The 23,705-nt window shown below is 58.9% G+C and carries 10 protein-coding genes and 1 tRNA gene; 3 read left to right on the top strand and 8 right to left on the bottom strand.

The window, feature by feature from the left end; translation table 11 throughout:
* Positions 1 to 10 precede the first annotated feature (10 nt).
* Positions 11 to 1,063 carry a lysylphosphatidylglycerol synthase transmembrane domain-containing protein gene (locus ACIPR4_RS06995; protein ID WP_013567957.1) on the bottom strand — a complete coding sequence of 351 codons (1,053 nt, stop codon included), beginning with the start codon at positions 1,061 to 1,063 and terminating at the stop codon, positions 11 to 13.
* Positions 1,064 to 1,206: 143 nt separating this feature from the next.
* Between ACIPR4_RS06995 and ACIPR4_RS06990 the strand changes: the two genes are divergently transcribed.
* A complete protein-coding gene (locus ACIPR4_RS06990; protein WP_013567956.1) occupies positions 1,207 to 2,748 on the top strand; it encodes a hypothetical protein in 1,542 nt (513 codons plus the stop codon).
* Here ACIPR4_RS06990 and ACIPR4_RS06985 read toward each other — a convergent pair.
* The 6 genes from ACIPR4_RS06985 to ACIPR4_RS06960 form a co-directional block, all read right to left on the bottom strand.
* Entirely contained in the window at positions 2,745 to 4,760 is a 2,016-nt protein-coding gene (locus ACIPR4_RS06985) for a DUF3857 domain-containing protein (protein ID WP_013567955.1), read from the bottom strand. The two genes, ACIPR4_RS06990 and ACIPR4_RS06985, sit on opposite strands and share 4 nt — an antisense overlap.
* Positions 4,761 to 4,777: 17 nt before the next feature.
* Positions 4,778 to 6,679, bottom strand: coding sequence for a DUF3857 domain-containing transglutaminase family protein (locus ACIPR4_RS06980; protein WP_083811988.1), 1,902 nt, complete (start codon positions 6,677 to 6,679; stop codon positions 4,778 to 4,780).
* Positions 6,680 to 6,975: 296 nt separating this feature from the next.
* Entirely contained in the window at positions 6,976 to 12,309 is a 5,334-nt protein-coding gene (locus ACIPR4_RS06975; protein WP_013567953.1) for a cellulose synthase subunit BcsC-related outer membrane protein, read from the bottom strand.
* A gap of 135 nt (positions 12,310 to 12,444) precedes the next feature.
* The gene (bcsZ, locus tag ACIPR4_RS06970; protein ID WP_013567951.1) at positions 12,445 to 13,605 is read right to left on the bottom strand and encodes a cellulose synthase complex periplasmic endoglucanase BcsZ; all 1,161 of its coding nucleotides are present in this window, start codon (positions 13,603 to 13,605) and stop codon (positions 12,445 to 12,447) included.
* Between the two features lie 72 nt (positions 13,606 to 13,677).
* Positions 13,678 to 18,192, bottom strand: a complete 4,515-nt coding sequence (gene bcsA / locus ACIPR4_RS06965; RefSeq protein ID WP_013567950.1) for a UDP-forming cellulose synthase catalytic subunit — start codon at positions 18,190 to 18,192, stop codon at positions 13,678 to 13,680.
* Positions 18,189 to 20,699 carry a cellulose synthase operon protein YhjQ/BcsQ gene (locus ACIPR4_RS06960; RefSeq protein ID WP_013567949.1) on the bottom strand — a complete coding sequence of 837 codons (2,511 nt, stop codon included), beginning with the start codon at positions 20,697 to 20,699 and terminating at the stop codon, positions 18,189 to 18,191. The genes bcsA and ACIPR4_RS06960 overlap by 4 nt, the downstream gene beginning before the upstream one ends.
* Positions 20,700 to 21,123: 424 nt before the next feature.
* Between ACIPR4_RS06960 and ACIPR4_RS06955 the strand changes: the two genes are divergently transcribed.
* A tRNA-Lys gene (locus tag ACIPR4_RS06955) sits at positions 21,124 to 21,199 on the top strand.
* A 125-nt stretch (positions 21,200 to 21,324) separates the two neighbouring features.
* On the opposite strand, the gene rfaE1 is transcribed toward ACIPR4_RS06955, so the two are convergent.
* Positions 21,325 to 22,821, bottom strand: coding sequence for a D-glycero-beta-D-manno-heptose-7-phosphate kinase (rfaE1, locus tag ACIPR4_RS06950; RefSeq protein ID WP_013567947.1), 1,497 nt, complete (start codon positions 22,819 to 22,821; stop codon positions 21,325 to 21,327).
* Positions 22,822 to 23,033: 212 nt separating this feature from the next.
* On the opposite strand from rfaE1, the gene ACIPR4_RS06945 reads away from it, so the two are divergent.
* The gene (locus ACIPR4_RS06945) at positions 23,034 to 23,657 is read left to right on the top strand and encodes a DUF4254 domain-containing protein (protein ID WP_041585962.1); all 624 of its coding nucleotides are present in this window, start codon (positions 23,034 to 23,036) and stop codon (positions 23,655 to 23,657) included.
* Positions 23,658 to 23,705 lie beyond the last annotated feature (48 nt).

Raw genomic sequence — 23,705 nt, 5'->3', positions numbered from 1 at the left:
TCTCTCTCGATCAATTTCTAACTGGGGTTTTGCGTTCCGACGCAACTTCCGCCCTATCGGCGCGGGCGATTACGCGGGCACGTCCCGCGCGATGCATGAAGAACGCGATGCCACCCGCTACAGTGATCGTCAACAATACGATCACATGGACCAGAAGTCCATACACTGCGGCCAAATCAGGCTTGCCACCCTGGCTGACCATTCCCAGTTTGCAGAAGTATTCAAACGTCCCAATCGCACCCGGCGAACTTGGAATCAGGTACGACAGATTGCTCAGTGAGAGCGCCAGCCATGGGCCGCGCGCCCCTACGACCAATCCCATCACCCGCGAAGCCGCGACGAAGATGATTCCCTCGCAGAACCACGCCCCAAGCGAAGTGAACAGAAGCATCAGCTTCGCGGTGAGACTGAGTTTCTTCACAGAGTCAAACGCAAGCAGGATCCAGCTTTCGGCCTTATCCACGAGCCTGCCAGCGGGCAGCGCACCTACCAAACCACGGACCAGCGTCTCCATCTGCCGCGCAAAGAGGAGAAAAGCGGCGACTCCCAGCGTGACCACGGCCAGGACAGGAAGGGCAAACGACAAAATGCGTACATCGTGCCCAAACATTGGAAACGTCAGGACGTGTGTGGAGGTCGCGACGGCCGCAGTCAGAAAGGACAGCAGCATGAACATATCAAGCAGCCGCTCCAGAATCACCGTCCCGAGAATGGAGGAAGAGGACGAGCCCAGTTCTTCCGCATAGCCAAACACGCGCAGAAAATCGCCGATACGAAACGGCAACACATTATTCGCCGCAAAGCTGGTGAGAAGTACCCGCGCACAGACGCCAAATCCAGGCGCTCCGCTGGCGCGCAGCATCAGCCACCAACGGTAGACGCGCAAGGTGTACCCGGTAATCAACGCTATGGCTAGAGCCGCAAACCACCAACGATCCACGAACCGGATGGACTGGATCGTTTTGAAGTGAATTCCGGTGAGCGTCCGCCAGAGGAAGAATGCGCTGATCACAAATCCCGGCAGCGTCTTCCATAGATTGCGTTTTTTCTTTTGCTCGCTCAAACGACCACCTGACACAGCGAGAAATAGTGAGAGCGCACATTCAAGATGCGGTTAAAAGGTAGCGTTGAAATCATCATGACCAGCCGTCATTATACGTTTCGCCGCCTCGGCCCCCGGCATCGGCCGCCGTTTCGTTGTACTGTGTGAAAGTGGTCAGATCGGCTTCTCCCTGGAAAACAGAAAAACTTCTTTCGCTGCCTGCACTTCTCGCGCTCAGCCTTCTTTCCTTCTGCATCCTCGGATATCACCCCGACGCCGAAGACGGGGGCATCTATGCCGCAGCGATACAGCAGCGCGTGCACCCATGGCTCTTCCCCCACGATCACGCCTTTGTCGCCGCGCACGTGGGCAATGGGGTCTTCGCCTGGACGGTCAGCAGCCTCGCAGCGCTCATTCACCTCTCGGTAACGTCCTGCCTGGCGCTCCTGCAACTCGCAGCCATCGCAGCCACGCTGTGGGCCTCGTCCGAAGTGGCGAAAGTTTGTTTTCGCCAGGGATCGGCACGCTTTGGCGCGGTGCTCGTCATGGCCTTCTCTCTCTCACTGCCCGTGGCGGGTACGGCGCTCTATCTGACGGACCCCTATTGCACCGCAAGATCCATCTCACTGCCCTTGCTTCTTTTCGCACTGGAACATCTGCTTCGCCGCCGTGTCTTCGCCAGCGCGCTCTTGCTTGCCGCCGCCTTTGTCCTGCATCCGGTCATGGCGCTTTGGGGAGCGCTGCTTCTCTGCTCCGTGTGGGCGCTTCAGCGGAGGCATCCCATGCGGACATTCGCATCTTATTCAGGTGCGGCCCTACTGATCTGTCTCATGGTTTATCTTCTCTCTCCCGTCGACCAGGGAGCGCTCCGTGTGCTGGCCGCGACGCGGTCTTACTGGTTCCTCGGACAGTGGGAATGGTATGAGGTCCTCGGCGCCCTTGCTCCTCCTGTTCTCCTGCTATGGATTCTTTCCCGTCACGAAAAGACGCGCGGTGCAGGCGCGGAAGAACGCCTCCTCATCCACGCCCACGCAGCCACGACCCTACTGTGCCTGTTGATCGCCCTTCTCTTCGCGCGATCCTCAGCAGCCCATCTTTTCATCGCACGGATGCAGCCACTTCGGGCGCTTCATCTCCTCTATGCGGTCTTTCTCATCGTGGCTGGGGGCTGGATCGGAGATTTTCTCCACGAGACAATGAACTCTCGAAAGCGAGAGTTCGTTGCCTGGGCGACGCTCGCGTCCTGCATCGCTACACCTCTTTTTGTCGCGCAATTAGAGATCTACCCTGCATCCCAGCACCTGGAGTTCTCCCGGAGGCCGCGTACCAATGGGTGGGCTCGGGCCTTCGTCTGGTGCCGTGAACATACTGCGCAAGGCGACCTCTTCGCGCTCGATGCTCACTACATCACGGTCGAAGGAGAAGACGCACAGAACTTCCGCTCGATCGCTCTGCGGAGTTCTCTCCCGGACTACTCCAAAGACGGCGGTGTGGCCTCCGTCTCCCCGTCACTCGCCGCGGACTGGCTCGTCGGGATGGCTGCGCAGACGGGACTCAACCGCATGGGCGATGCGAACCGTCTCGCACGTCTTGCTCCCCTGCACGTGGATTGGATGGTTCTGCCAAAGGCCTCCGCGACGTCGTTTCCCTGTGACTACCAGAACGACGTCGCGAAGGTCTGCCGCGTGCCTCGCCCGACGCCCTAGCTGCCAGCTTTCGCCGGAGCAGAAGCCGCGCCGACTTTGAGGACGATGGCGTCCTGATCGGCCCCTTCAAACTTTGAGTAGAAGGCCCGAAGCTCGGCATAATCCTTCGGCGCAAAGAAGAAGTCTCCCATGGTCAGATTGCGGTAGACCGTCACGGAGTTTGCAACGGGTTTGTTTTCGATCGTATAAGCGGCACGCTGCTGGAACTTCCAGCTGTTCTTTGCCGGTGCAGACTCGAGGGTGTAGGTCGCGGGATAGATGATCCGCATCGCGTCCCGGTACATCGCCGCTTCCTGAAAGTAAACGCCGGTCTCGCGCTTCTCCTGGGTGAAGGTCGGCTTGTTGTTGACCAGGAAGATATCTCCCGGCAAAAGTAGCCGGCTTGCCGTCGCAGTCCCTGCCCTTCCGCTCACGGTAAAAGATACCTTCAAAGGCTTCTCATAGGCGGTCAGATTTTCGACGGTATTGACGGTCACCTCCATGCCAGCCGGAAGCTCTTCTTCCAGGTGCTTCTTCAGGTCGTCCTTCAAGCTGGCCTCGTCTCCGCGCAGCGCTACGTGACGCCACGTGATCGCCGGATCCCCTTCGAACGACTCCGTGACCTTGCCCTTCAGAACTCTCTCCTCGTCGAGTTTGAGGTCCGCAACGCGGCCGGTGGAGGCAAAGGTATACGGCTCTGCGGCGGTGTTGGCAAGAGCCACCCCGCCCTCTACCTGTCGAAGTCCTGCCGCCAGAGAGTGTCTCCATTCGAGATGACCATAGGGACAGTAGCGTGTACCGGGATCCAGAAAAAGATCCTTGCCATCCACATTCACAACCGCAATCGCATCGTCCAACTGGTATAGCGACAACAGATTCGGATTGAACATGCGGCGCTCGCGGTTGGTGACCATCATGACGTACGCCTTCATGCCCGCGGACCGCACCATAGCGACGAAGAGCTCAGCCAGTTGATCGCTCGATCCACGCTTGCGCGTGAGTACGTCGTCCGCGTTTTTGATCTCCCGCAGACCCGCCATCCGTTCCTCAGCAGAGGTGTGCTGACGCGTGTAATCGGTATTCTCCAACTCCATCACTGCGGCGTAGAGCTTGCGCAACTTTTGGTCGCTCGTATCGCCCGGCACGATGGTGGCATGCACCATTGCAGAAACCGCAGACCCCTGTCCGATGAACTTGTCCTGTTCCTTCGACCAGTACTTGCCTTCTCCTTTCCAGTACTCATCCGCCGTGCGATAGGACGTGTAATAAAAGTTCACACGGTAGGAGGTGTTCGCGATTGGAGGCATGAAGGGCTCCTGCGGCATGGGCTTAACATTTTCCAGGGAAAGCTCGAGGATGTGCTGATTCCCACCAGGCAACAGCGTGTCCTTTACCTTGGCATTGTCGGGCAGGATGGGCGACCACGCAATGCTGTTCGACAGCGATTCGTGTCCGTTACTCTTGCTCGTCAACATTTTGTCCGTCGGCTTCCAGACGTAATGTGCCTTGCGCGAAAACAGCTCTTCCTGCGGATACCAGTCCGGAGAGAGGTAATAGTTATCGTCCCATCGCAACTTGTAGCGATACTCCAGGATGCTGCCCACCTGCACCGCTGGCATGCTGAAGACCTTGGACATTACCTTCACGTCCTTCGTCTTCTCTACCATCTTCTCGAAAGGTTTCCCGGTAAACGGAACGATCGTCCCATCTGACTGGATAGTCCTGCCAGCGATATCCGTCACAGTCGTATTCACGCCCTCATTGCCTTTCAGGAAGGAGAGTTGCACATCTCCATATTTCTTGCCCTCTTCCGTCAAGACCTTCAAGCGGACATAGTAGCTATACATATGCAATGCGTCGTCCGTCAGAATTTCGCGCTGAAGATACACCGCCGCCGCTCCAGGAACCTCTGGCTGGGCGGTCATCTTCAACTCGTCCGGCGTAGGCGCCGTCCATTGATCGGCCTTCGCCACCGCGGGAACGAAATATACCGCTGCAATCCAAACCGCACACCAACCTGCGCGCATCTTCATTACTTTCTCCTGGGCCTCTAAGGAATCCGCTTCAAAATTGCATTGCTTTGCTCGTCTGCCTCGATCACACCTGCCAGCTTGCGCACTTCGTCGTAGCGTTCAGCGGGTAGAGTGACCTCACGTACCTCGTAGGTACGGCTGTAATGCAGCTTGCCGTCCTTCACGCTGCTGGAGCTCTCGTACTTCGCAAAACCTAAATCGAGCTTTACCGGCTCCGGCATCTCCTCCACCGCGTAACCGGAGGGTAGAGCGATGTCATACTCGTCATGCACACGACGCGTCTCGTTCAGGTCAATCGGAGAAAAGCGCGCCTTGCGGTCCACACGCATCCCATCCGTGAAGAGCACACGTGGCCGCACCATGAGCAAGGGTCCGGTGACCCGTGCAAAGTGAGTTGCTTCCAGCCCATAGCAAATCGACAAGGTCTTCTGCAGATCCTCCACGTTGGATACCTTGACCTCCGCGACCTCGAAGCTGGTGAAATCTCTGGCCAGCATGCCGTGGAGAAACTGGCTCTGCTGATTCGAGTTCCACTCGCTGTAAATGTGCCGTCGATAACCCGCAATGTCTCCACTGCGCTCTTCGCTCACATGGCCTTTCAGATCGCCGTCCGAACTCAAGGTAAAGCTCGCTTTGCGATTTACCTGATTCGCACCGGGCTTGAGTACAGGCAGCAGAATCGCCTCGCTCTCCTTGCCTTCCATCAACAGGCCATAGCTGCCCTGAAGCCCGCTTTCCAGCTGGCCGAACGGGGTCTTCTCCGACGTGGGATCGAAAATAAGATATCGCTTGCCGTTCTTCAGCGTGACCGTGCTCTGGAAGAGAGGAGACTCGTACCCCTTGGGAATATCGATGGCGACGATCATGTGATTCGCCGCGATGGAGGGCGCTTCCGGCGCAATCACACCGCGCCTGCTGTCGACCATCAACCACGTTGCCCGCATGCCCACAGCGTTCATCATGGCGCTCACAAGCGTCGCCTTGTCCTTACAGTCGCCATACTGGTGGGAGAACGTATCTCCGGCAGCGTGGGGCTGCTGCCCACCAACACCGATCTCCACCGCGACATAACGAATTCTCTGCTGGACGTATTCGCCGATGGCTTGCGCACGCTCGGCAAAGTCGGTCTTCCCCTGCACAAGCGACTGTGCCTGCTTTGTAATCGCATCGTTGGGAAGATTTCTGCCGGCTGCCAGCTCGGCATACCACGCGCCAATCCCGTTCCACTCCCCCAGGGTCGGTGTGGGCATCCCTGGCCCCGTGTAGTGCACGCTCAAGCGGGAGACCAGTGCCCAGGCGCTGCCGGACAGCGGCACATCTTCCAGGTCGATTCCAGGCTCGTCTTCCATCTCCCACAACGTCGTCCCGTGTTCCATGTCCACGCTTTTGGTGCGATCCGGCCCCTTCCACACGGCCTTGTAGATGAAGCCCGGCGGCATCGTGATCGTCAGCCGTTCGCGCCGCACAGGGATCTCACGCTGAACCGGAAAGAGAATCTCGGTGACATACGGTCTTGTCTCAATCTCGGACTCGATGGCCACAACGGAACCGACATCGACCGATGGAGGCGAGGCATAACGCATCCGCGAATCGGTGTACACCTCGAACCCTTCGCCCGACGATCGGTCGATCATCTCGTTGTCTTTCACGGCGTACTCGTGTCCGTCCGCACCGATGGACCAGACCTTCATTGACGTGACTTTGGAGACGGTATCGTTGTAATAGACTGCCGGAGAGCCGTATCCTCGCCTACCCTGCGCGCGCAGAATGCGAATGACTTCGCGCTCATGCGTGACCTCGCGCCCCTGCGCATTGACAGAGACATTCACCTCGTGTAACAGGACAACGGCATCGGTCTTCGGTGGAAACGCGCGCATGGGTTGTGCGGAAGCCTGCTTTACCCAGTCCGGCGCGACCATCTTATCTTTTGCAAAAGCCTGGCTCTCAAAGAAGCCAGTGCATAACGTCAGGCAGAACAGCACTTTGCCCAAACCATCGCAAAACGCCGAAGCGCTCCGATGGCTCTGCGGACGGAAATACCACTTGGGAAACAACTGTCCTCACAGGGAAATACCCGGACAGAGAGACATCTTAGACCGGGTCAAATGATGGTGTAGGAAAGTGATATAACGAATCGGCGCTGGAGGCAATCCTTCTCTTCAGGAAAAACCATTCCAAGCATTACTTCCGCCCCAGAACAGGAAGGATTGAGCCTCTACGGTACCCGCAGAGGTCTCAATCCGTCGACTGGGAACAGGCCCGTCGGATAATCTTCCGTCGCGTACTGCGGACGGAACATGTAATGGACTGAGAAGCCTACCGTGCCGGTGTTGTAGTTGTTCGTATTGTTCGCCTTGGCAAACCCACCCACAAACCAGTGCTCGTTCACGCGATACGAAGCCTGCGCGCTGATGTCGAAGTTCGCGCCTGTTCCGGAGTTAACCGGATAGTATCCGCAGGTGCGCGCCGCAATCGCGGGCAATGTGCATCCGCTCAAAGCGCCCGTCTGCAACGATGTGTCCAGCGGATAGTACGCGGCGCTATCTTCCTGGAAGGTCTGAATGCCCACTGCTCCGGCAAGGACATAGTGCCAGTTCGTCCCGTGGAAACCATTGAACGTAATCGGGATAGCGCCAAGAAAATACGCATCCGGGCTGAAATATCCACCGAGGCCGTAGGTCTGTCCCCGCTCGTTGTGGTCGTAGTGCATTCCAAAGAGGGTCCCACCGACATTCAGCGTTCCGTATCCAGGGAACTGCGCCACACGGAAGTAAGCTCCACCCGTGCCCTCAAACTTCTTGTTGTCCAGGACGTGAAATCCGGTAACGGCGGCTCCGTCGAAGCTCAGGTAGAAACCCGCCTTCTCGTCACCAAAATCAAACCGCGCTCCACCACCGGTAGAGATCACACCGCCCCAGATATTTCCTGCAAAGACAGTTGTCGTCGAACCCGGATCGTACATACCCGAGTAAGAGAGCTGCGTGTCTTTAACCGAATCGCGCTCTCCAAAGAGCGTGAAGTGTCCGCCCCCTGGACGCCACCGAGCCCGCCCCGTGACGTTCCTTACAAGAAACTCATAAGGCGTATAGCCGACCGCCAGGCCGAGGTTCTGCGCCGTCATCTGGATCTCGCCGCCCACACCGGAAGCAACCTGCTGTGCAGGCTGGTTGACCGCGTTCGCAGGCAGCGTTCCCAGAATAGGAATCGTTCCTGTAGTGTTTGCGAAACTGGCTACATCGAGGGTGCCCGAATTCAAGAAAATCGCCTTGGGAATAATGCTGAAACGAACCGTCTTTCCTGCGACGAAGGTCGCTTCGATCGGCGCTTCAAAATCCAACAGGCGATTCATGCCCGGTGTTCCGCTGCGAAAACGAACGCTGGGCGAGCCACCCGCCCATCCGCTATACGAAGCCTCCAGCGTAGCCAAATCCAGTTCAGCCTGCTGACGCTCGTTAAGCGGAGGTCCCACCTCGGGAGTTCCGTTCGGATTGAACGCTCCGCGCAAAGGGGGCAGATTTCTCTGCACGAGCTGCGCGTCCGTTGGCACCGTGCCGAGAGGATAAGGCGCTCCAAGCGCCGGGTATCCTTGTCCGCTCAGGGCCGTAGGAACGGCGGGGTAATAGAGCGGCGCATACGCCGGTCCTGGCGAGGTGCTGGACGCGACAGGCGCTCTGCGCACAATCCGTCGAGGCAACTGTCTTGTTGCCGTCTGGCCGCGTCGTGGCTGGGGATACTGCTGTCCGTAGCTGTCCGTAGCCTGACGCTGCACCGTGGTCGAATACTGACTCTGCGTCGGGTAGCCCTGTCCGGACACGCCGTTCGTCGTCTCCATCGCAGGCAGACCAGCGGGCCTCCCTGTCTGATTGGGGGCATACTGCGACTGCTGCACCGGCGCGACGTCGACATCTTCCGGCGGGCTGCTCTGCCCCATCATGCTGACTGGAGAGCTCGAAAGCGTACGGGAACCCGGATCCGACTGGCGACGACGCTCCTCCGCCGCCTCCGCCGCTGCGATCTCTGGATGCGAAGACCGTCCCTTGCGACTTCCCTTTGCATTGGGAACATTTCGCGTCGAAGGCAGCACATCCGTCGTCGCAGCGTTGTACATCTCCACCGGCGCAGACTGTGTTCCCGCGAGCTGCACCGGTGCGGCCACTGCGTTGAACATCGGCACGGGATTGGAATTGTCCGGCGAGTTATAGGGAATGTACGGCCCATAGACATCTCCGGCGTTGGAGGCGATCACCGCCCCGGGAACCTGTCCCCTGAAAGCCGAATCTTGGGCCTGCTGCGTGAGCCGCCGAATCTGCTCTCTTTGGTACGCCAGCGACTGCGGATCACCCATAACACTGGACGCCGTCAAAACCTCATCCGTCGAGCCGGCGCCCACCGAGGGCTGCTCCAGGCCTGCCGTAGGAACGTAGTCTCCAAGCCGCGTATTGCGGGGCTTTCCCGGCTGCTGCGTCTGCTGCTGTTGTTGTAACTGTTGCTGCTGCATCCGCTGCTGATACTGCGGATTCACCATATACTGCGGAACAAGTGCTCCGCCTGCAGGCGTTCCATCGGGGGTCAGTACGACGGGTGCTTGTCCGTACGCGTTTCCGTAGCTGGGAAGATAGGGCTTTTCCGGAACCGTTTCGACTACCGCGACTCCAGCGGGACCGGTTGCAGCATCCGTTCCAGGCGCGAGGAGCGTTGCCAGGTCTTGCTGCTGTGCAACCGTAGGAGGCCTCAGTGCGGCTACAGGCCGACTCAACTCATCGGCGAGTTCCGCTCCCGGATCCGCCGGGGGCATCGCCGCCAGCGAGGCGCGATAGTAATCCGCCGCGCGTCCGCTATCGCCGCGCGCCTGCTCAAACTTTGCCGCCAGCGTCAGCATCTGCGAGTCCTTCGGATACTGCTCCAGACCGAAGCGCAGCCACGTCTCCGCGTCCTTCAGATCGCCCGAAGCAATCGCCGCGCCCACAGCGGACTTGTAGTCCGAAGCTGTGGCGGACGTCATATCCTGCGCCTTAAAAATTGCGGTCGCCTGTTTTGGCAGGCCAGCACGCAGATACCCGCTCGCCAGCGCCTTGATCACACCAGGATTATCAGGAAAAGCACGCGCTGCTGCATTCAGAATCGCGAGGGGACGCTTCACGTAGCCCTGCGCCGATGCCTGGTTGGCCCGTCGAACGGCCCATAGAGCCCAGATCGTCTGGACGGAACGGCGCTGCTCATCCGTCAGATCGCCTCGACTGCCCAGCACCATCAACTGCCTGTAGAGACCCGTGTCGTTGTTGCCGTTGAACAGCAGATACGCATTCTGGATATCGATATCCGCGGGGGCCTGCGAGTGTGCCGCCGCATACTTCTGCTGCACGCGGTTCAGGAACACCATCGCCTGTGCGGGCTGGTTCAGGCCGTTGTAGACCGCCCCTACCGTCTGCAGATAATCGACATCGCCTTCGAGATGTTTGCGTGTTTCGACCGGGATCTGCTGGATCTGCGCCAGCGCCTCACGGTCGTGTCCGCTTGTGTGCAACGCCCCCAGAAGTCCCTTCCACGCATCGATGCGGCTGGGATCTTCCAACAGGATCTGGCGGTAGATTGGATACGCTTTCTGAGCATCGTTGCGCTGCAGGTAGAGACCCGCAAGCTGCGTCATCAGCGCCGAAGAGGGCTTCTGCCCTGCCGTGGTCTGCTGCGAGACTGCCTTCTCCAGAAGGGCCTGCGCCACGTCGTACTTGTTTTGAGCCTGATACACCGAAGCCGCAGTGGTCATGAAGCCGGGATCGCGAAGAGCCTGGTCGTAAACCGTAGGCGGCATGGTTTCCAGCGTCTGCTGCGCCAGCGCATCGCTATGTGCCGCGTGCTCGACCCGTACCAGTCCCTGCCATGCAGGAACGTTCGAAGGATCCGCGACCAGCACCTGCCGATAAAGCCCCGCTGCCTGCTCCATACGGTTGGCCTGCTGCAAGAGACTCGCGTACTGCAACTGTGTCTCGACCTTCAGACCTTCGCCGCCAGACGGAAAGGGCAGTTCCAACGCAGAACGAAGGATTCTCTGCGCATCGGCGTCGCGGCCCACTGCGGAGTAAGCAGAAGCCAGCGTTCGCAGGAACTCGGGATCGCGCATCAACTGCGTCCGTACCGCAGATGGAATTCTCTTTTCCGTCGTCAATGCCAGCGCCGCATTGCCCGTCGCATACTGCGCCATGAACAAGCCGCGCCATGCCGCGGGAGACGCAGGCTTCAAACGAACATACTGCTCGAAGACGGGGACAGCCGCTTCGGGCTGCTGTGCCTTCACCAAGGTTCCCGCCAGACCTTCCATAGCTTCCGGACTCGCGGGCCGCATCTGCAACGCGGAGCGATAGTTCTTCTCTGCCGTGGGCAGGTCGTTCTCGTTGAGAGCAATCGAGCCTTCGCCCATCGTGTACCAGAAGCGCGAGGTCGCAAGCGCCGTATCGACACCCCGGTCCTTCGATCCATCCTGCTTGGCCTGCTCCAGGAAGCTGATCGCGCCACCGAAGTTCGACTGGTTCATGCGCACGTAGCCCATACCTGCCAGCGCCTGTGCGTCATCGGAGTTCTTGACCAGCAGCGCTTTGAAGCGCGCTTCGGCCTCTTCTAGATTCTTCGCGTTCAAAGCACCGTAAGCCGCAGCTTCTTCCGCACCGCGCTGCCGCTCTTCCTGCGTCATTGCCGCTTCTTCAGGCGTGACGACACGACCGGCTCCGGCCTTCCGCGCGCGCGCTTCGTTGGCTGCAGTATTCCGGAGGGCCTCTGCCAGCGCTGGATCTTTGTGCGTCTGCAGATAAGCCCGAATGTCCGCTGCCGCTGCCGGATTCTGAGCGTCCCAGACCAGCGACTGTTTCAGGGCTTCGACCGCCTGCGGATCCTGCGGATGCTTCTGCAGCAGACGTCGTCCCTCGGCACGTGTGCGAGGGTTGTAGGTAAGGATTCGTCCGAGGGCTACCTGATAGCGCGTGTCCTGCGGATATTTTTCGACCAACCCGCGCAGACCGGCAACAGCGTGGGGACGACCCTCGTCCGTGGCCGACTCCGTCTCGTAGTATGCCAGCGACCAGTCTCCGGGCGGAGGTCCATTCGGAAAGACCTGACGGTAGATCGTCATCGCCTGCGCGTAGTTTCCCGCACCGGCCAGCTTGCCTGCCTGGTTCAACTTGTCCAGCTGCGCGCTCTGCTGCATGACGCCTTCTGCGCGCGCAATGCCGGGGTCGTTGGGATTGATCGCCCGCAGTCGTTGCAGATAAGTATTGGCCAGCGTGTTGTTGCCGCTCATCTTCGCAGCGCGCGCCAGACCACCGAGAGCCTCGGTGTTATTCGGATCTGCAAGGAGAACCTGCTGCCATGTCTGCGCGGCCATGTCCATCCGGCTGCGCGCTTCCATGGCATGTGCCTTTTCCAGAAGCTGCTGTGTAGCTGCATTGTTCGCCTGGGCCCACAACCTGTCCGGCGGGCACAACAGGGCAACGGCGAGTGTGCCGCACACCCATCCGCCAGCACTCCAGCGAGCCGTCGAACTAAACATCGGCAATCGCATGGTCTTCCCTCTCCGCAACGCGGATACACCTTGATTCTTCGGGTAGTTTCCTCAGAATCTTACCGTCTTTCTTGCCGGCTGTCCCGCTTTTTTCCGGTGTTAACTGGGTTACCAACACCGCCCGCATCCGCCTTATTACTTCCATAACAGCCTCAAACGCCCGTCTTTTTCGAACCGGAATCGCTTCTCCATCCAGCCCGTAGCGAAGAGCGCGAGGTTTTGGTCGTAATACATCGGCGGGTGTCCATACAGGCTGGTTGCAGGATCCGCGCTCGCACCGAGGCGATCCATCTGCATCTTTGCTTCAGCCTGACGCCCTGTACTCAAGAGATAAGGGATCACGGCAGCCGAGAATCCGATCGTTCCCGCCTCATTCAAGACTTTGCCCGTCTGGTCAACGGTAAGCGGAGGCGTGACATGGGTCTTCAGGTACGCTCCCATATTTCCAAGCTCAGGCATCGCTGCCTGTACGCCGCGTGTTGCATGGTCAGCCATACCCAGCCAGAGATAAACACGGATGGCATCGTAGCTTCCCACGGCGACCTCATCCTTCTTTCCCTCCGCCAACTGTTGAGGGTTAGGAGAAGGCCTTACCGTCGTTCCTGCGAGTACCCAGTCCATGGCAAAGCCTCCGCCTGAGCCCTTGGCCAGCAGCTGAGGAAGACTGTCTGCAATCGTTCCCCACGGGCCTGCGGGGGCAGCCAGCGCCAGCCGCGCCAGTGCCTGCGGCGGAAGGTAACTCGGATTCAAAACATAGTTCGTTGGGTCGGGATGAAACCCAGTAGGACCGGGTAGCAACATGGTTCCAATGCCCGGCACAGAGACGACCTCGCTCTGCGCAATGCGTCCCGCCATAACTTGGCCCAGCTTTTCGTAGCGCTCGACCTTCCAGAGGCGGCCAGCTTCGAGAAGGTCATAAGCCAGCCACACGTCGGCGTCCGAAGCGGAGTTGGCATCCAGAATCTTCCACGATCCATCGCTTGCTTTGCCCCAGTTCCAGGCCGGCAGACGTGCCGTCATATCGCCCCCGGCAAGATTGTCCTCGGTCCAGTGCAGCAGCTTGTCGAAGCGGCTGCGATCGTTCACCACTAGAGCGAAGAACATGGCATAAGCCTGTCCCTCGCTGGTCGTATGGTCGCCCGCTCCCTTGTCGACGATGCGGCCGCTCCCGTCCATGAAGACGTCCGTGTACTTTTGCCACAGGGGCCAGGGCTGCTCCGCCTTGCACCCCTGCAGGCCAGCTATCGCACATAGGGCCATCACTGCTACCTTGCGACTGATCCTGCTGTTCAGCATTCTCACCGTCGTTCCTTTCCAGATTGCGTCGATCGAAAAAGACCGCGCAGGCGCTTGTCCTGCGCGGTCTCTCTAGTTTCCTTGTAGACGGACTCTTGCCTTACGACGCAGAGCCACGCGCATCAGACCTCCCAGGAGAAAACATGTGATCAATACCATGACCACGACCAGGGCGGGAAACTCCGAAAACAGCATCTTCATCCGGAACCAGAGGGACAGATATCCCACCCGGTATACGTCGTTGCCGAGACGATAGGAGACAAACTGCGTTCCGTGCAGAACGCTTACGGATTGTGCAATATCCGAGGTCGTCGCCACGCGCAGAAATGTATCCAGAAAGTTTGGAATGACCGTCTGATCGCGCAGCGCAATCACCACCACGGAACGATTCGACCCCTTAGGCCACTCCATCCCTTCGATCAACGCATCCGGAAGTCCGCCCGCCGTCTCCAACTGACCGGTCTGTACATGGTCCGAACTGCGGACCTTCCACCAGGCATGTTGCAGCGGATTGAAGAAGCCCTGTGTATCTTCTACATGCAGTCCACCGGACTGGATCTGCACCGGAAGTGATTTGTTCAACGTCGTCAGTACGGGTTGATCTTCGGCCGTTCCCAACACAAGATAGTCCTTCGTCTCGTCGGTCTTCATGCCTTCCGCGTTCGTTACCGTAACATCGGTCACGGGATACCCGGTCTGCGCTCCGAAGTGTCCCATCATCGTCAGGAATAGTTCGATCTCATCCGCTCCAGGAGCATCAGGCATGACCACGGCTGTCTCGGAGAGATCCTTGAGACGGGTAAAGGGATAGCCTGCATTCGAAAACAACTCAAGATTCGGTAGAACCGCCCAGTGGGGGATGTCGCGAATGTCGAGGTACGAATCTTTCAGAATGGCTCCCTGAAGATTCATCGGGGCCGTGTCCTGGCACTTGTTCTTCTTCGCGATCTGGAAGAAGAACTTCATCATCATGGATTGGCTGAAGGGACGCAGGTTCACGACGGGAATCGGAATCTCGGTGGACAGCTTCGCGCTCGCCTTCTCCGAATGCGGCATCGGGGTCGACGAAACATAAGCGCCATTCATGTACACCTGCAGCGAACTCTCGTTCGCCAGCGGTATCCCGTTATAGCGGTACTCCATGTGGAAGGTAAGGCTGCCAAGACGCTCCATGTAGAGATCAGGAGGCAGGCGCATGTACGCACCGACGGGTACGGAGCCATCGCCCTGCAAATCACCGGTCTGCATAATCTGACCGAGTGTGGTGAGCCTGTCGGTCGGCATCCATCGCGGCGCATCATCCGGTTCGCTCTTCTTCAAAGGACTCAAGGTCACGTGAACCTGGTTCCCCTCCCACAGATTTCTCTGGAGCGACAGGGCACGCGCCGCCGTGACAAGATCTTCGTCACGGTCTCCCGTAATCACAAGCACCTTTGAATATGGGTCTGAGGGATTCGTCCGCATCGCAACCGTAGCTCCGCTGGAGTTCTGCACCTTCAAGGACTGGGGAAGCTCACTAGCGCTGCCTCCGATCACAATCACATTGCCCGCAGGGATCTGACCAAACGTCACAGGGAAATGGACCGCGCGGTAGTCCGTCATGATGCCAAACCAGGAAGCCACAATCCCCGCTGCCTGCATCGCCTTGGGCGAAGGCTGATTCAGAAACACGATCGGGACCACCGGATGCAGATTCATAGCAGCGTCGTAAAACGGAAGCGGAAGCAGCTTCAGATCATCCTGCAGGGGAAGCAGGCTGCCGGTCAGTTCGATCGAACTGCTGGCGTCTACCTGGCTCCACAACGTGGAGTGGGAAGGATCTTCGCACTGCAGCGTGTAGTGACCAATGAACTCGAAGGTGATCTGGTTGTCATGCACCAGGATGTCCGCAGGAATGGTCAGCGAGGCTTCCAGGAGCGCACTGGTCTCATTCACGCGCTTCACACTGATCTGCGAACCCTCGGCATGCTTCTCCTCCGGTGTCAGGTCAGCAGCGACTCCGTTGGGCCGCGTAGCCACGGGCAGGGTCGCGAACAACGTACCGTTTATGCTCACCTTGAGATGGCTGATCGATGGCAGCAGGCCGGGCGAAAAATGATACCGCAGCTTCATCGTCGCGGTTTTCACCACCTGGGTCTGAGGCACCGAAAAGTAGGTCGAGTGGTAAGCATCCACGCCACGCAAGACAATCGTCTCTGGAACACCGACATCCGCGAGCGTGAAGACATTATCGAACTGCCCCGGAGACACCTGCTTCACCGCTTGCGATGACTCAACAGCTGACGCAGTCACAGGACGCGTCTGCGCAAAGCCCTTTGCGGGGCATAACGCCACACCACCCAGAAGAGCCGCGATCAGGAGAAGCGAGCTGACGATACTCGTATGCATCGAAGCCGGCTTCGGTTTTCTCTGGATCATGCTCTGTCCAATCTGTTTGAAGCCCTGGAATGACAGCGCAAAGATTCGTCCAAGACTACGCAGCGGACGGTCCGGTTCACGCGCCTCACCCCATCCCAGCCACGTGTCTGCACGAGAGTAGAGGACCTGCGTCAAAGTCTCTTCTTCACTGATGGAGAGTGGGTCGAACTGCGCCCTCAACTCCGTCCCGGTCGCGCGGACAATCGTCGCCGGAAGAGAAGCCTCGCCATCCAGAACAGGAAAGACCAACCTTACGGATTCACCTACCGGAATATTCATGGGCATATCCGTTTCCATCATGACGCCGCCGCTGGAGACGTCCGCCGTAATGCCCGAAATTGAGGTTCCGCTGGAGAGCATCACGTGCGCGGAGACCTGCATGATCACGCGTACCGTCGTACGTCTCTGCTGACTCTCCCATGCAACGCTCGTCGCCACGCCCAGGACCATCATGTTGAACAAAGTCCAGATCAGGTTCATCACGATCGTTCCAGGATGCGACCCGTCATACATGCTTGCCAGCACATTCAGTGGAAAGACCGAGTCGCTTCCAGGAAATTGCAGAAAACGTGGAATAGCACAGAGCAATCCAATGACATTTATGCCCAGCATCCAGGTGAACGGTGCGGCGATACGGTTGTCGAAGAAACGGTCGCTCACCACGCCACCCTTCGCCGTCACATTGAAGGAACCAAGCTTGGGGTTGATGAAAGCCAGCATCGTCGGAAGAAAGATGTAGGGCGCCAGGACCGTCTCATAGATCTCATTCCAGAAGCTGTGCCGATGCTGTCCCTGGATACGCGAGTTCGCAATGCTCGACAACACAAGGTGCGGGAACGCATACGCGAGAATCGCAGCCCAGTATCCGGGTACGTTTGTATGTCCCAGGATCAGATAAATCAACGGTGCCGTAAGAAAGATCAATCGCGGCAGCGCATATAAAAAATGCGTCATCGCATTGAAGTAGCAAAGCCGTTGCGCTGGCTTCAGACCTTTGCAAAACAGCGGATTGTCCGTGCGCATGATCTGGATCATGCCGCGTGCCCAGCGAATACGCTGCTTCACATGACCGCTTAGGCGTTCTGTCGCCAGGCCTGCCGCCTGCGGAATATTGATGTACGCCGTGTTCCATCCGTTCATCTGCATACGCAGAGAAGTATGCGCGTCCTCGGTCACCGTCTCGACGGCAATGCCGCCAATCTCGTCCAGCGCCGTCTTACGTAGCACCGCGCACGATCCGCAGAAGAACGTCGCGTTCCAGAAATCATTGCCGTCCTGCACAATGCCGTAAAAAAGTTCTCCCTCGTTCGGTATGGTGCGGAACTGACCAAGGTTTCTCTCAAACGGATCGGGCGAATAAAAATGGTGCGGCGTCTGTAGCATTCCCAGTTTCTGGTCGCGCAGAAACCATCCAATCGTCACCTGCAGGAAGCTTCTCGTCGGCACGTGATCGCAATCGAAGATCGCCACTAGAGGGGCCTTCAAACGCTTCAGCGCACGATTGATATTGCCCGCCTTTGCGTGAAGGTTGTCATCGCGCGTCATGTATCCCACGCCCGCCTCTTCCGCAAATGCGCGGAACTCCTCGCGCTTTCCGTCATCCAGAATGTAGATATTCAGCTTGTCTGCGGGCCAATCGATATTCATCGAAGCCAGCACCGTATACCGAACGATATTCAAGGGTTCGTTATACGTAGGAATCAGAAGATCGATCTCTGGCCAATCGTCGGGATTATCGGGCAGAGGTACAGGCGTGCGGCGCAGCGGCCACATCGTCTGGAGGTATCCCAAAAACAAAATGGCAAACGCATACGATTCCGCGAAGCACAGGACCAGGATGAAGAACGCATCCAGAGGTCCCCACTTGGACGAAGGATCGAGAAAGAATTTCCCTACAGTCGAAAAGCGCCAGAAGCCATAGCGAAACGTGGAATACATGGACGCCAGCATCAGCGTCAGGGTAATCAGATAGGAGCTCGAACTACGGTCCATCCAGATGGCCAGAAGCACCATCAACATGCCCAGTACTGCCTGCTGCGGCCAGGTTAGTTCGAGAATGCCTGTAATGAGCATGCAGGCCAGGCCCAGAATGATGATCGTCCAGCGAAGCAGTTTGAGGCCGATACCGTTCCCTGCTTCAAGCTCACTCCAAATGAACGACCGCGTCATCCCTCACTCCATCGCATCCCTCTGAATCCGGCGGTGGCCGGTGCCGTCTGGTTCCGCACCCAACTTGCCAACTGTGTATAGTCTTCGGTGACATGCGCCGATGGAGCATAGTCGATCACCGTCATACCCTCTGCCAGCGCCTCGCTCACCGACGGAGACCGGCGGATAGAGATCGGCAACAAGCGCGCGCCCAACTTCTGCTTCAAGGCTTCACGTATATCCAGATGCAGCGGAAGTGTGGCATCGAACTGGGTCAGCACATAAAACACAGAGATAGGACGTCCGTCCGCGTTGACGAGCGACTGCAGCGTCTTTTCCATACCCTGAATTCCCAGAACGGAGTTCATATCGGGCGCAACCGGAACCAGGATGGTAGGACTGACAGAGGCCAGGCTCCGTGCCATCCACATCGAAGCTCCGCTCAGATCGAGAAGCACTCGCTGTACCCCACGGCTTGCACGCCGCAGGTCCTGGAGCAGTCTCTCCTGTCCGGCTACATCCGCACTGACCTGATCGGTCTCCAGACTCACCATGTAGACGGGAGCATCTGTACTTCCCGCAGGCGGAGAGAACGTGCGCATCACGCCCGGCCGAAGCTCGCGGGCTCCGAAGTAATACGGCAACAGGCCGACCGAGGCCATATCCGCGAGAAGGACCTTCTCGCCCATCGCGGAGAGCATGCGCCCCAGCGTTGCCACTAGGCTCGTCTTGCCGACACCTCCGGCCAGACTCATCACGGCCAGGATCGGCATCTGTAGCTCCGCCTGCGGAAGCACAGGCTTCACCGGCTCTGGTTCGCCGAGGGGTTGCCCCATCAGCCCCTTGAGGGCATACCAACGGGCAGCCACGCGCTCACGCGAATGCTGTAGGGTGTCATTCATCGCCTCCGCTTGGCGTGGTCCTGCAGTACGTGCATCCGGTTCGCCGACCAGCCAGGCCGGGCGATTCGTATCCATTCCCTGAAGCGCCCTGGCCTGCAGTCCCGAGGGCGGACGGGTAGAAAGACCGGGCGGACGCGTCGTCGACTGCCGCACACCATGTCCAGAATCCGTACGGACGCGATCACTCCCTTGCCCCTTAGGACCTGCGGCTCCGCTTGCTGCGGAAGACTCGCGCCCAAACGCCTCAAAGGCGCGGCGTTCTTCCTGCTCCTTCAAAATACGTTCCGCATCGGCCAGACTCGGCGTCGGAACTCCACCGTGGCGATCCTCAAACCTGGCGCGCAGTTCGGCCTGCGCGCGCATCTCCTGCTCCACGCGCTCCAGCTTCTTCAACTCATCGGCTTCCGCCAGGTCGCGGCCTAGCCGCGCTTCGCGCTGACGCAGTGCCTCCTGGGCAAGAATCCGGCGACGCCGTTCTTCCGATCCCCGGTAGCGTTCCTGCGAGCGTCGTCTTTCTACCTTGGGAGCAGCCGGACGTGGGCTCACTTCGGCTTCCGCGTTGCGGTTCGTGGGCTCGTACTCAAAAGCCGATCTCGGTTGTGCCCCGATATTCTCGCTATAAATCGGCGAAGACGGCACGTCCTGCCTGCGCCGCTCGTTCGATTCGGTGCTTTCGATCTCCTGCGGTGCTCTGCGAGGGGCAACATACCCCTCGTCAGCCTGCGGGTACTCCCGCGCGATGGGGCGAAGGGCGCTGTCTTCGTACACAGGCGGCGGAATCAGACGACGCGCGATCTCCACACTTTCTCTCAGGCGCTCGTCCGTTATTTGTCGACCCTCTACCTGGTTCCATGTGCGGTCCTGCCGGTCGCGATACTGCCGGTCCAGTGCGCCCCGCTCTCCTTCAAAACCGCGCGGAACATCCCCTTCGGCCTGGTGTCCTTGCTCCTCAAGACTGTCCTGGATCAAACGGGACTGTTCCCGCGACGGCTCGGCTGCAGCGTATTGGGGAACAGCAATATAAGGTTTCGGTTCGGGGGATACGCGGCCCTGGGCCGTTCGCACACCCGGCGTGGAAGCAAACGTTCCTGGATCCGGATGCCCGGCATAGTAATAGGGATCTTGTACCTCTCCAGGAACAGCAGGGGTTTGCAGGTCCGCGGAGGCACGCATGCGCGGACCCGCTTCCTCATATCTAGCTGCCTGCTCTACGGCGCGCTTCCGCGCCTCTGCAACTTCACGCTCGGCCTCTTGCGCCGCCATCTCTGCTAACGCGGCAGCATGTGCATGGCGCTGTGCTTCCTGGCGCTGCATCTCGGCACGTGTCGCTGCCTCTTCGGCTTCTACCGCAGACACAGTTTCGCCAGAAGTCTCATTGACCCTGTGGTTCGCAACCTTTTCCTCCAACTGAGCTGCCTCTTCCCGCTCCTGTGCCGCCTTCAGCTCTGCGATTCGTTGCGCTTCCAGGGCCCTTTGCCGCATCTTCGCACGGTACTCGCGGCGTGAAGCAGAAAAATCACGATACTTCGCGCCGTGGAGGTTCGCCCATGAATACAAAATTGCCACATCTTCGGGTGTATCTCGTATCTCCTGCTCGTCTTCCATCGGATTCTCGTTCACTTCCATAAGAAAACCTTCGCGCCGCATATTTGCGTGAGATAGCCCTGATTGTGCGCCAGGTATTGAGCAAATTCCCGCAGGCGTAAATCGATCTTCAAGGGCGTTTTCATGAGCCTATGTCCCGCACCCATGCAAGTCAACGAATCCTCAGTGCCACTTAAGTGGCACTGAGAGCAAGGTTTACAGCCATTTGAATAGGACGGACAATGATTTTGGCTATCTCAAAATGCTCCCTTGACAAGATCCACGGCGTCGATCAGCACGAATGAAGCATTCCCTCCACCCAGGATCCGATGGTCCCCAGGCATCGCAATTCGCCCACGGAACGTGACCCAAAAGACGCACCCTCCTTCAAGCCTCATTGCCGGGATCGGCGGCACCCTTCGCCCCATATCCTGTGCTAACTTAGCTATGGGGTTGGAAGCGGTTCGAGAGCGTAGCTCAGTTGGTAGAGCATCGCCCTTTTAAGGCGTTGGTCCTGGGTTCGAGCCCCAGCGCTCTCACCATACTTTCAACAACTTTAGAAGACGATTACAGCGCTAGCGCGAGCGGGCTGTTACAAGTGTCTGCTGTACCAGCTTTCCCAGATACTTGCAGAAAACGGGATTTCACGTGCTCTCCGGCAACCGAACTACGACTCCCGCGATTGAGACGCCTTAAGCTTCTGCACCAATCCCGTCGTCGAAAACCCTTCCACCGTCGGAACAATCTCCACACTGCCACCCGCCGCGATCACGTCCTCATGCCCGACGACGGTTTCGACGGAATAATCGCCACCCTTGACCAGGACGTCCGGACGCAACGCCCGGATCAAATCCAAAGGCGTGTCCTCATCGAAGAGCACCACGACATCCACAGCTCCCATCGCCGCCATCACCTTGGCGCGTTCGCGCTCACCCACTACGGGGCGGTTCGGACCCTTGAGCCTCTGTACTGAAGCGTCCGTGTTCATCCCGACCACCAGCTTCGATCCAAACGCGCGGCAATCCTCCAACAGCGTCACATGTCCCACGTGCAGCAGGTCAAAGCAGCCATTCGTGAACACGATGCTCTCGCCAACGGCTCGCCACTCACGCACACGCTCGACGGCCCGCTCCAGAGTCAGGACCTTATTCGTCGATTCCGCGCGCTGGCTCACCGTCAACTCGGCCACCATCTCTTCCGCGCGCACCGGTACAGTGCCCACCTTGGCCACTACGAGGCTTGCTGCCAGATTCGCCAGCTCTACCGCCGTCTCCCGTGCCAGCCCCCCAGCCATAGCCGCAGCCAGCGTCGCAATCACGGTGTCTCCGGCCCCCGAAACGTCCGCGACTTCACGCGCGCGCGCAGGCGAGTGATACTCACTACCGCTGCCCCCAACAATACGAATGCCATGCTCGCTCATCGTGACCGTGAGAAAGTCCACCCCCGTAGACACCACCAGCATCCGCGCTGCGGCAAGTAGATTTTCTCTGTCATAGGCACTCACACCCGTCGCCGCCGCCAGTTCCCCAAGGTTGGGGCAGATCGTAGTCGCTCCGGCGTAACGCGAAAACTCTCGCGATTTGGGGTCGACAAATACCTTTACCCCCTTGAACCGCGCCGCAGCGATCACATCGCGGCAGACGCCCTCCGTCAAGGCTCCCTTGGCGTAATCGGAGAGGATCACGGCATCCACCCTATCCAGCGCCACGAGCACCCGCTGCAGAAGCTCGTCAATCTCTTCCGCAGCCGCAGCCTCGCGGCTCTCTACGTCCAGCCGCAGCATCTGCTGCGTCCGGCTGACGATGCGGGTTTTGGAGATCGTAGGCCGACCGCCTTCCACCACGCACGAACAGTCGACCCCACGGCTTTCCCGCAGCAGCCGCATAAGCTCCGCGCCATCTTCATCGTGTCCGATCACTCCCGCCAGTACGGCATGCACGCCCAGCCCGGCCAGGTTCATCGCCACATTCGCCGCCCCACCCGGGCGCGCGTATCTCTGCACATGCCGCAGGATTGGGACCGGAGCCTCCGGCGAAATCCGCTCCACGTCCCCCACCACATAGCGATCCAGCATCAGGTCGCCGACCACAAGCACGCGAAGCCGCGCAAAACCGCCTTCCAGAAGCCCCAAAACGGCATGTAACTCCGGCATTCTCGCGTTCATCGGATCTCCCCCAACATCATCGCACTCGCACGTCGAAGGATCTGGACTTCCTGTCCCTCGGCACAATAGGAGCAGCGGCGGATGACATGCCCGGTGCGGCTCAAGGACGGCATCGGGCTCGGGTGGTAGATCAACCGTCGTTTCGCTGTTACAGTCATCCTCATCGCATGATACAAAGCCCAAAACCCGGGACCGCTTTCACGAACCCTCCAATGCACTCCCCTGCGACCGCCGGGACACTCGCCTTCGATCCTTATTCCCTTGCGGAGACCCTTCACAACGCGACGAGCGACTGGCACCAGCACAACCTCCAGCCGGAAGAATCCCCGACGCTGTTCTCCATCGCTCTGCGGCTGCACAAGGCCAACTTCGATCTGTGGCACCAGGAAGACCTGGCGCGGGACCCACATGCCACGGACGCGACCATCACCTCCACCAAGCGCTCGATCGACACCCTGAACCAGCGGCGGAACGATCTCGTCGAAGAGTTGGACCGTACCCTTCTAGAAGCCGTCCAACAAAATCCCGCCGCTCCACTTCACTCCGAAACCCCCGGGATGATGCTCGATCGCCTCTCCATCCTTTCGCTCAAACGCTTCCACACGGCCGAACAAACCAGTCGGCCGGACGTCACGGAGGAGCACCGGAAAAACAGCCGGCTCCGTCTCTCTCAGCTCGACGAACAATTCGCCGACTTGGCTGCCGCGCTCCAACATCTCTGGAGCGAAATCCTCCACGGCACCCGGCGATTCAAGCTCTATCGCCAGTTCAAGATGTATAACGATCCAACACTCAACCCTATACTCTATAATTCGTCCAACCCTAAACAGGCTTGACCACACTCACCCCTCCGCGTATAAAACGCATCGGACGCAATTCCCTCA

The organism is Terriglobus saanensis SP1PR4 (assembly GCF_000179915.2).
Taxonomy (GTDB): Bacteria; Acidobacteriota; Terriglobia; order Terriglobales; family Acidobacteriaceae; genus Terriglobus; species Terriglobus saanensis.
The sequence above is the reverse complement of the archived record's forward strand: the minus strand, read 5'-3'. Positions and strand labels throughout refer to the sequence as shown.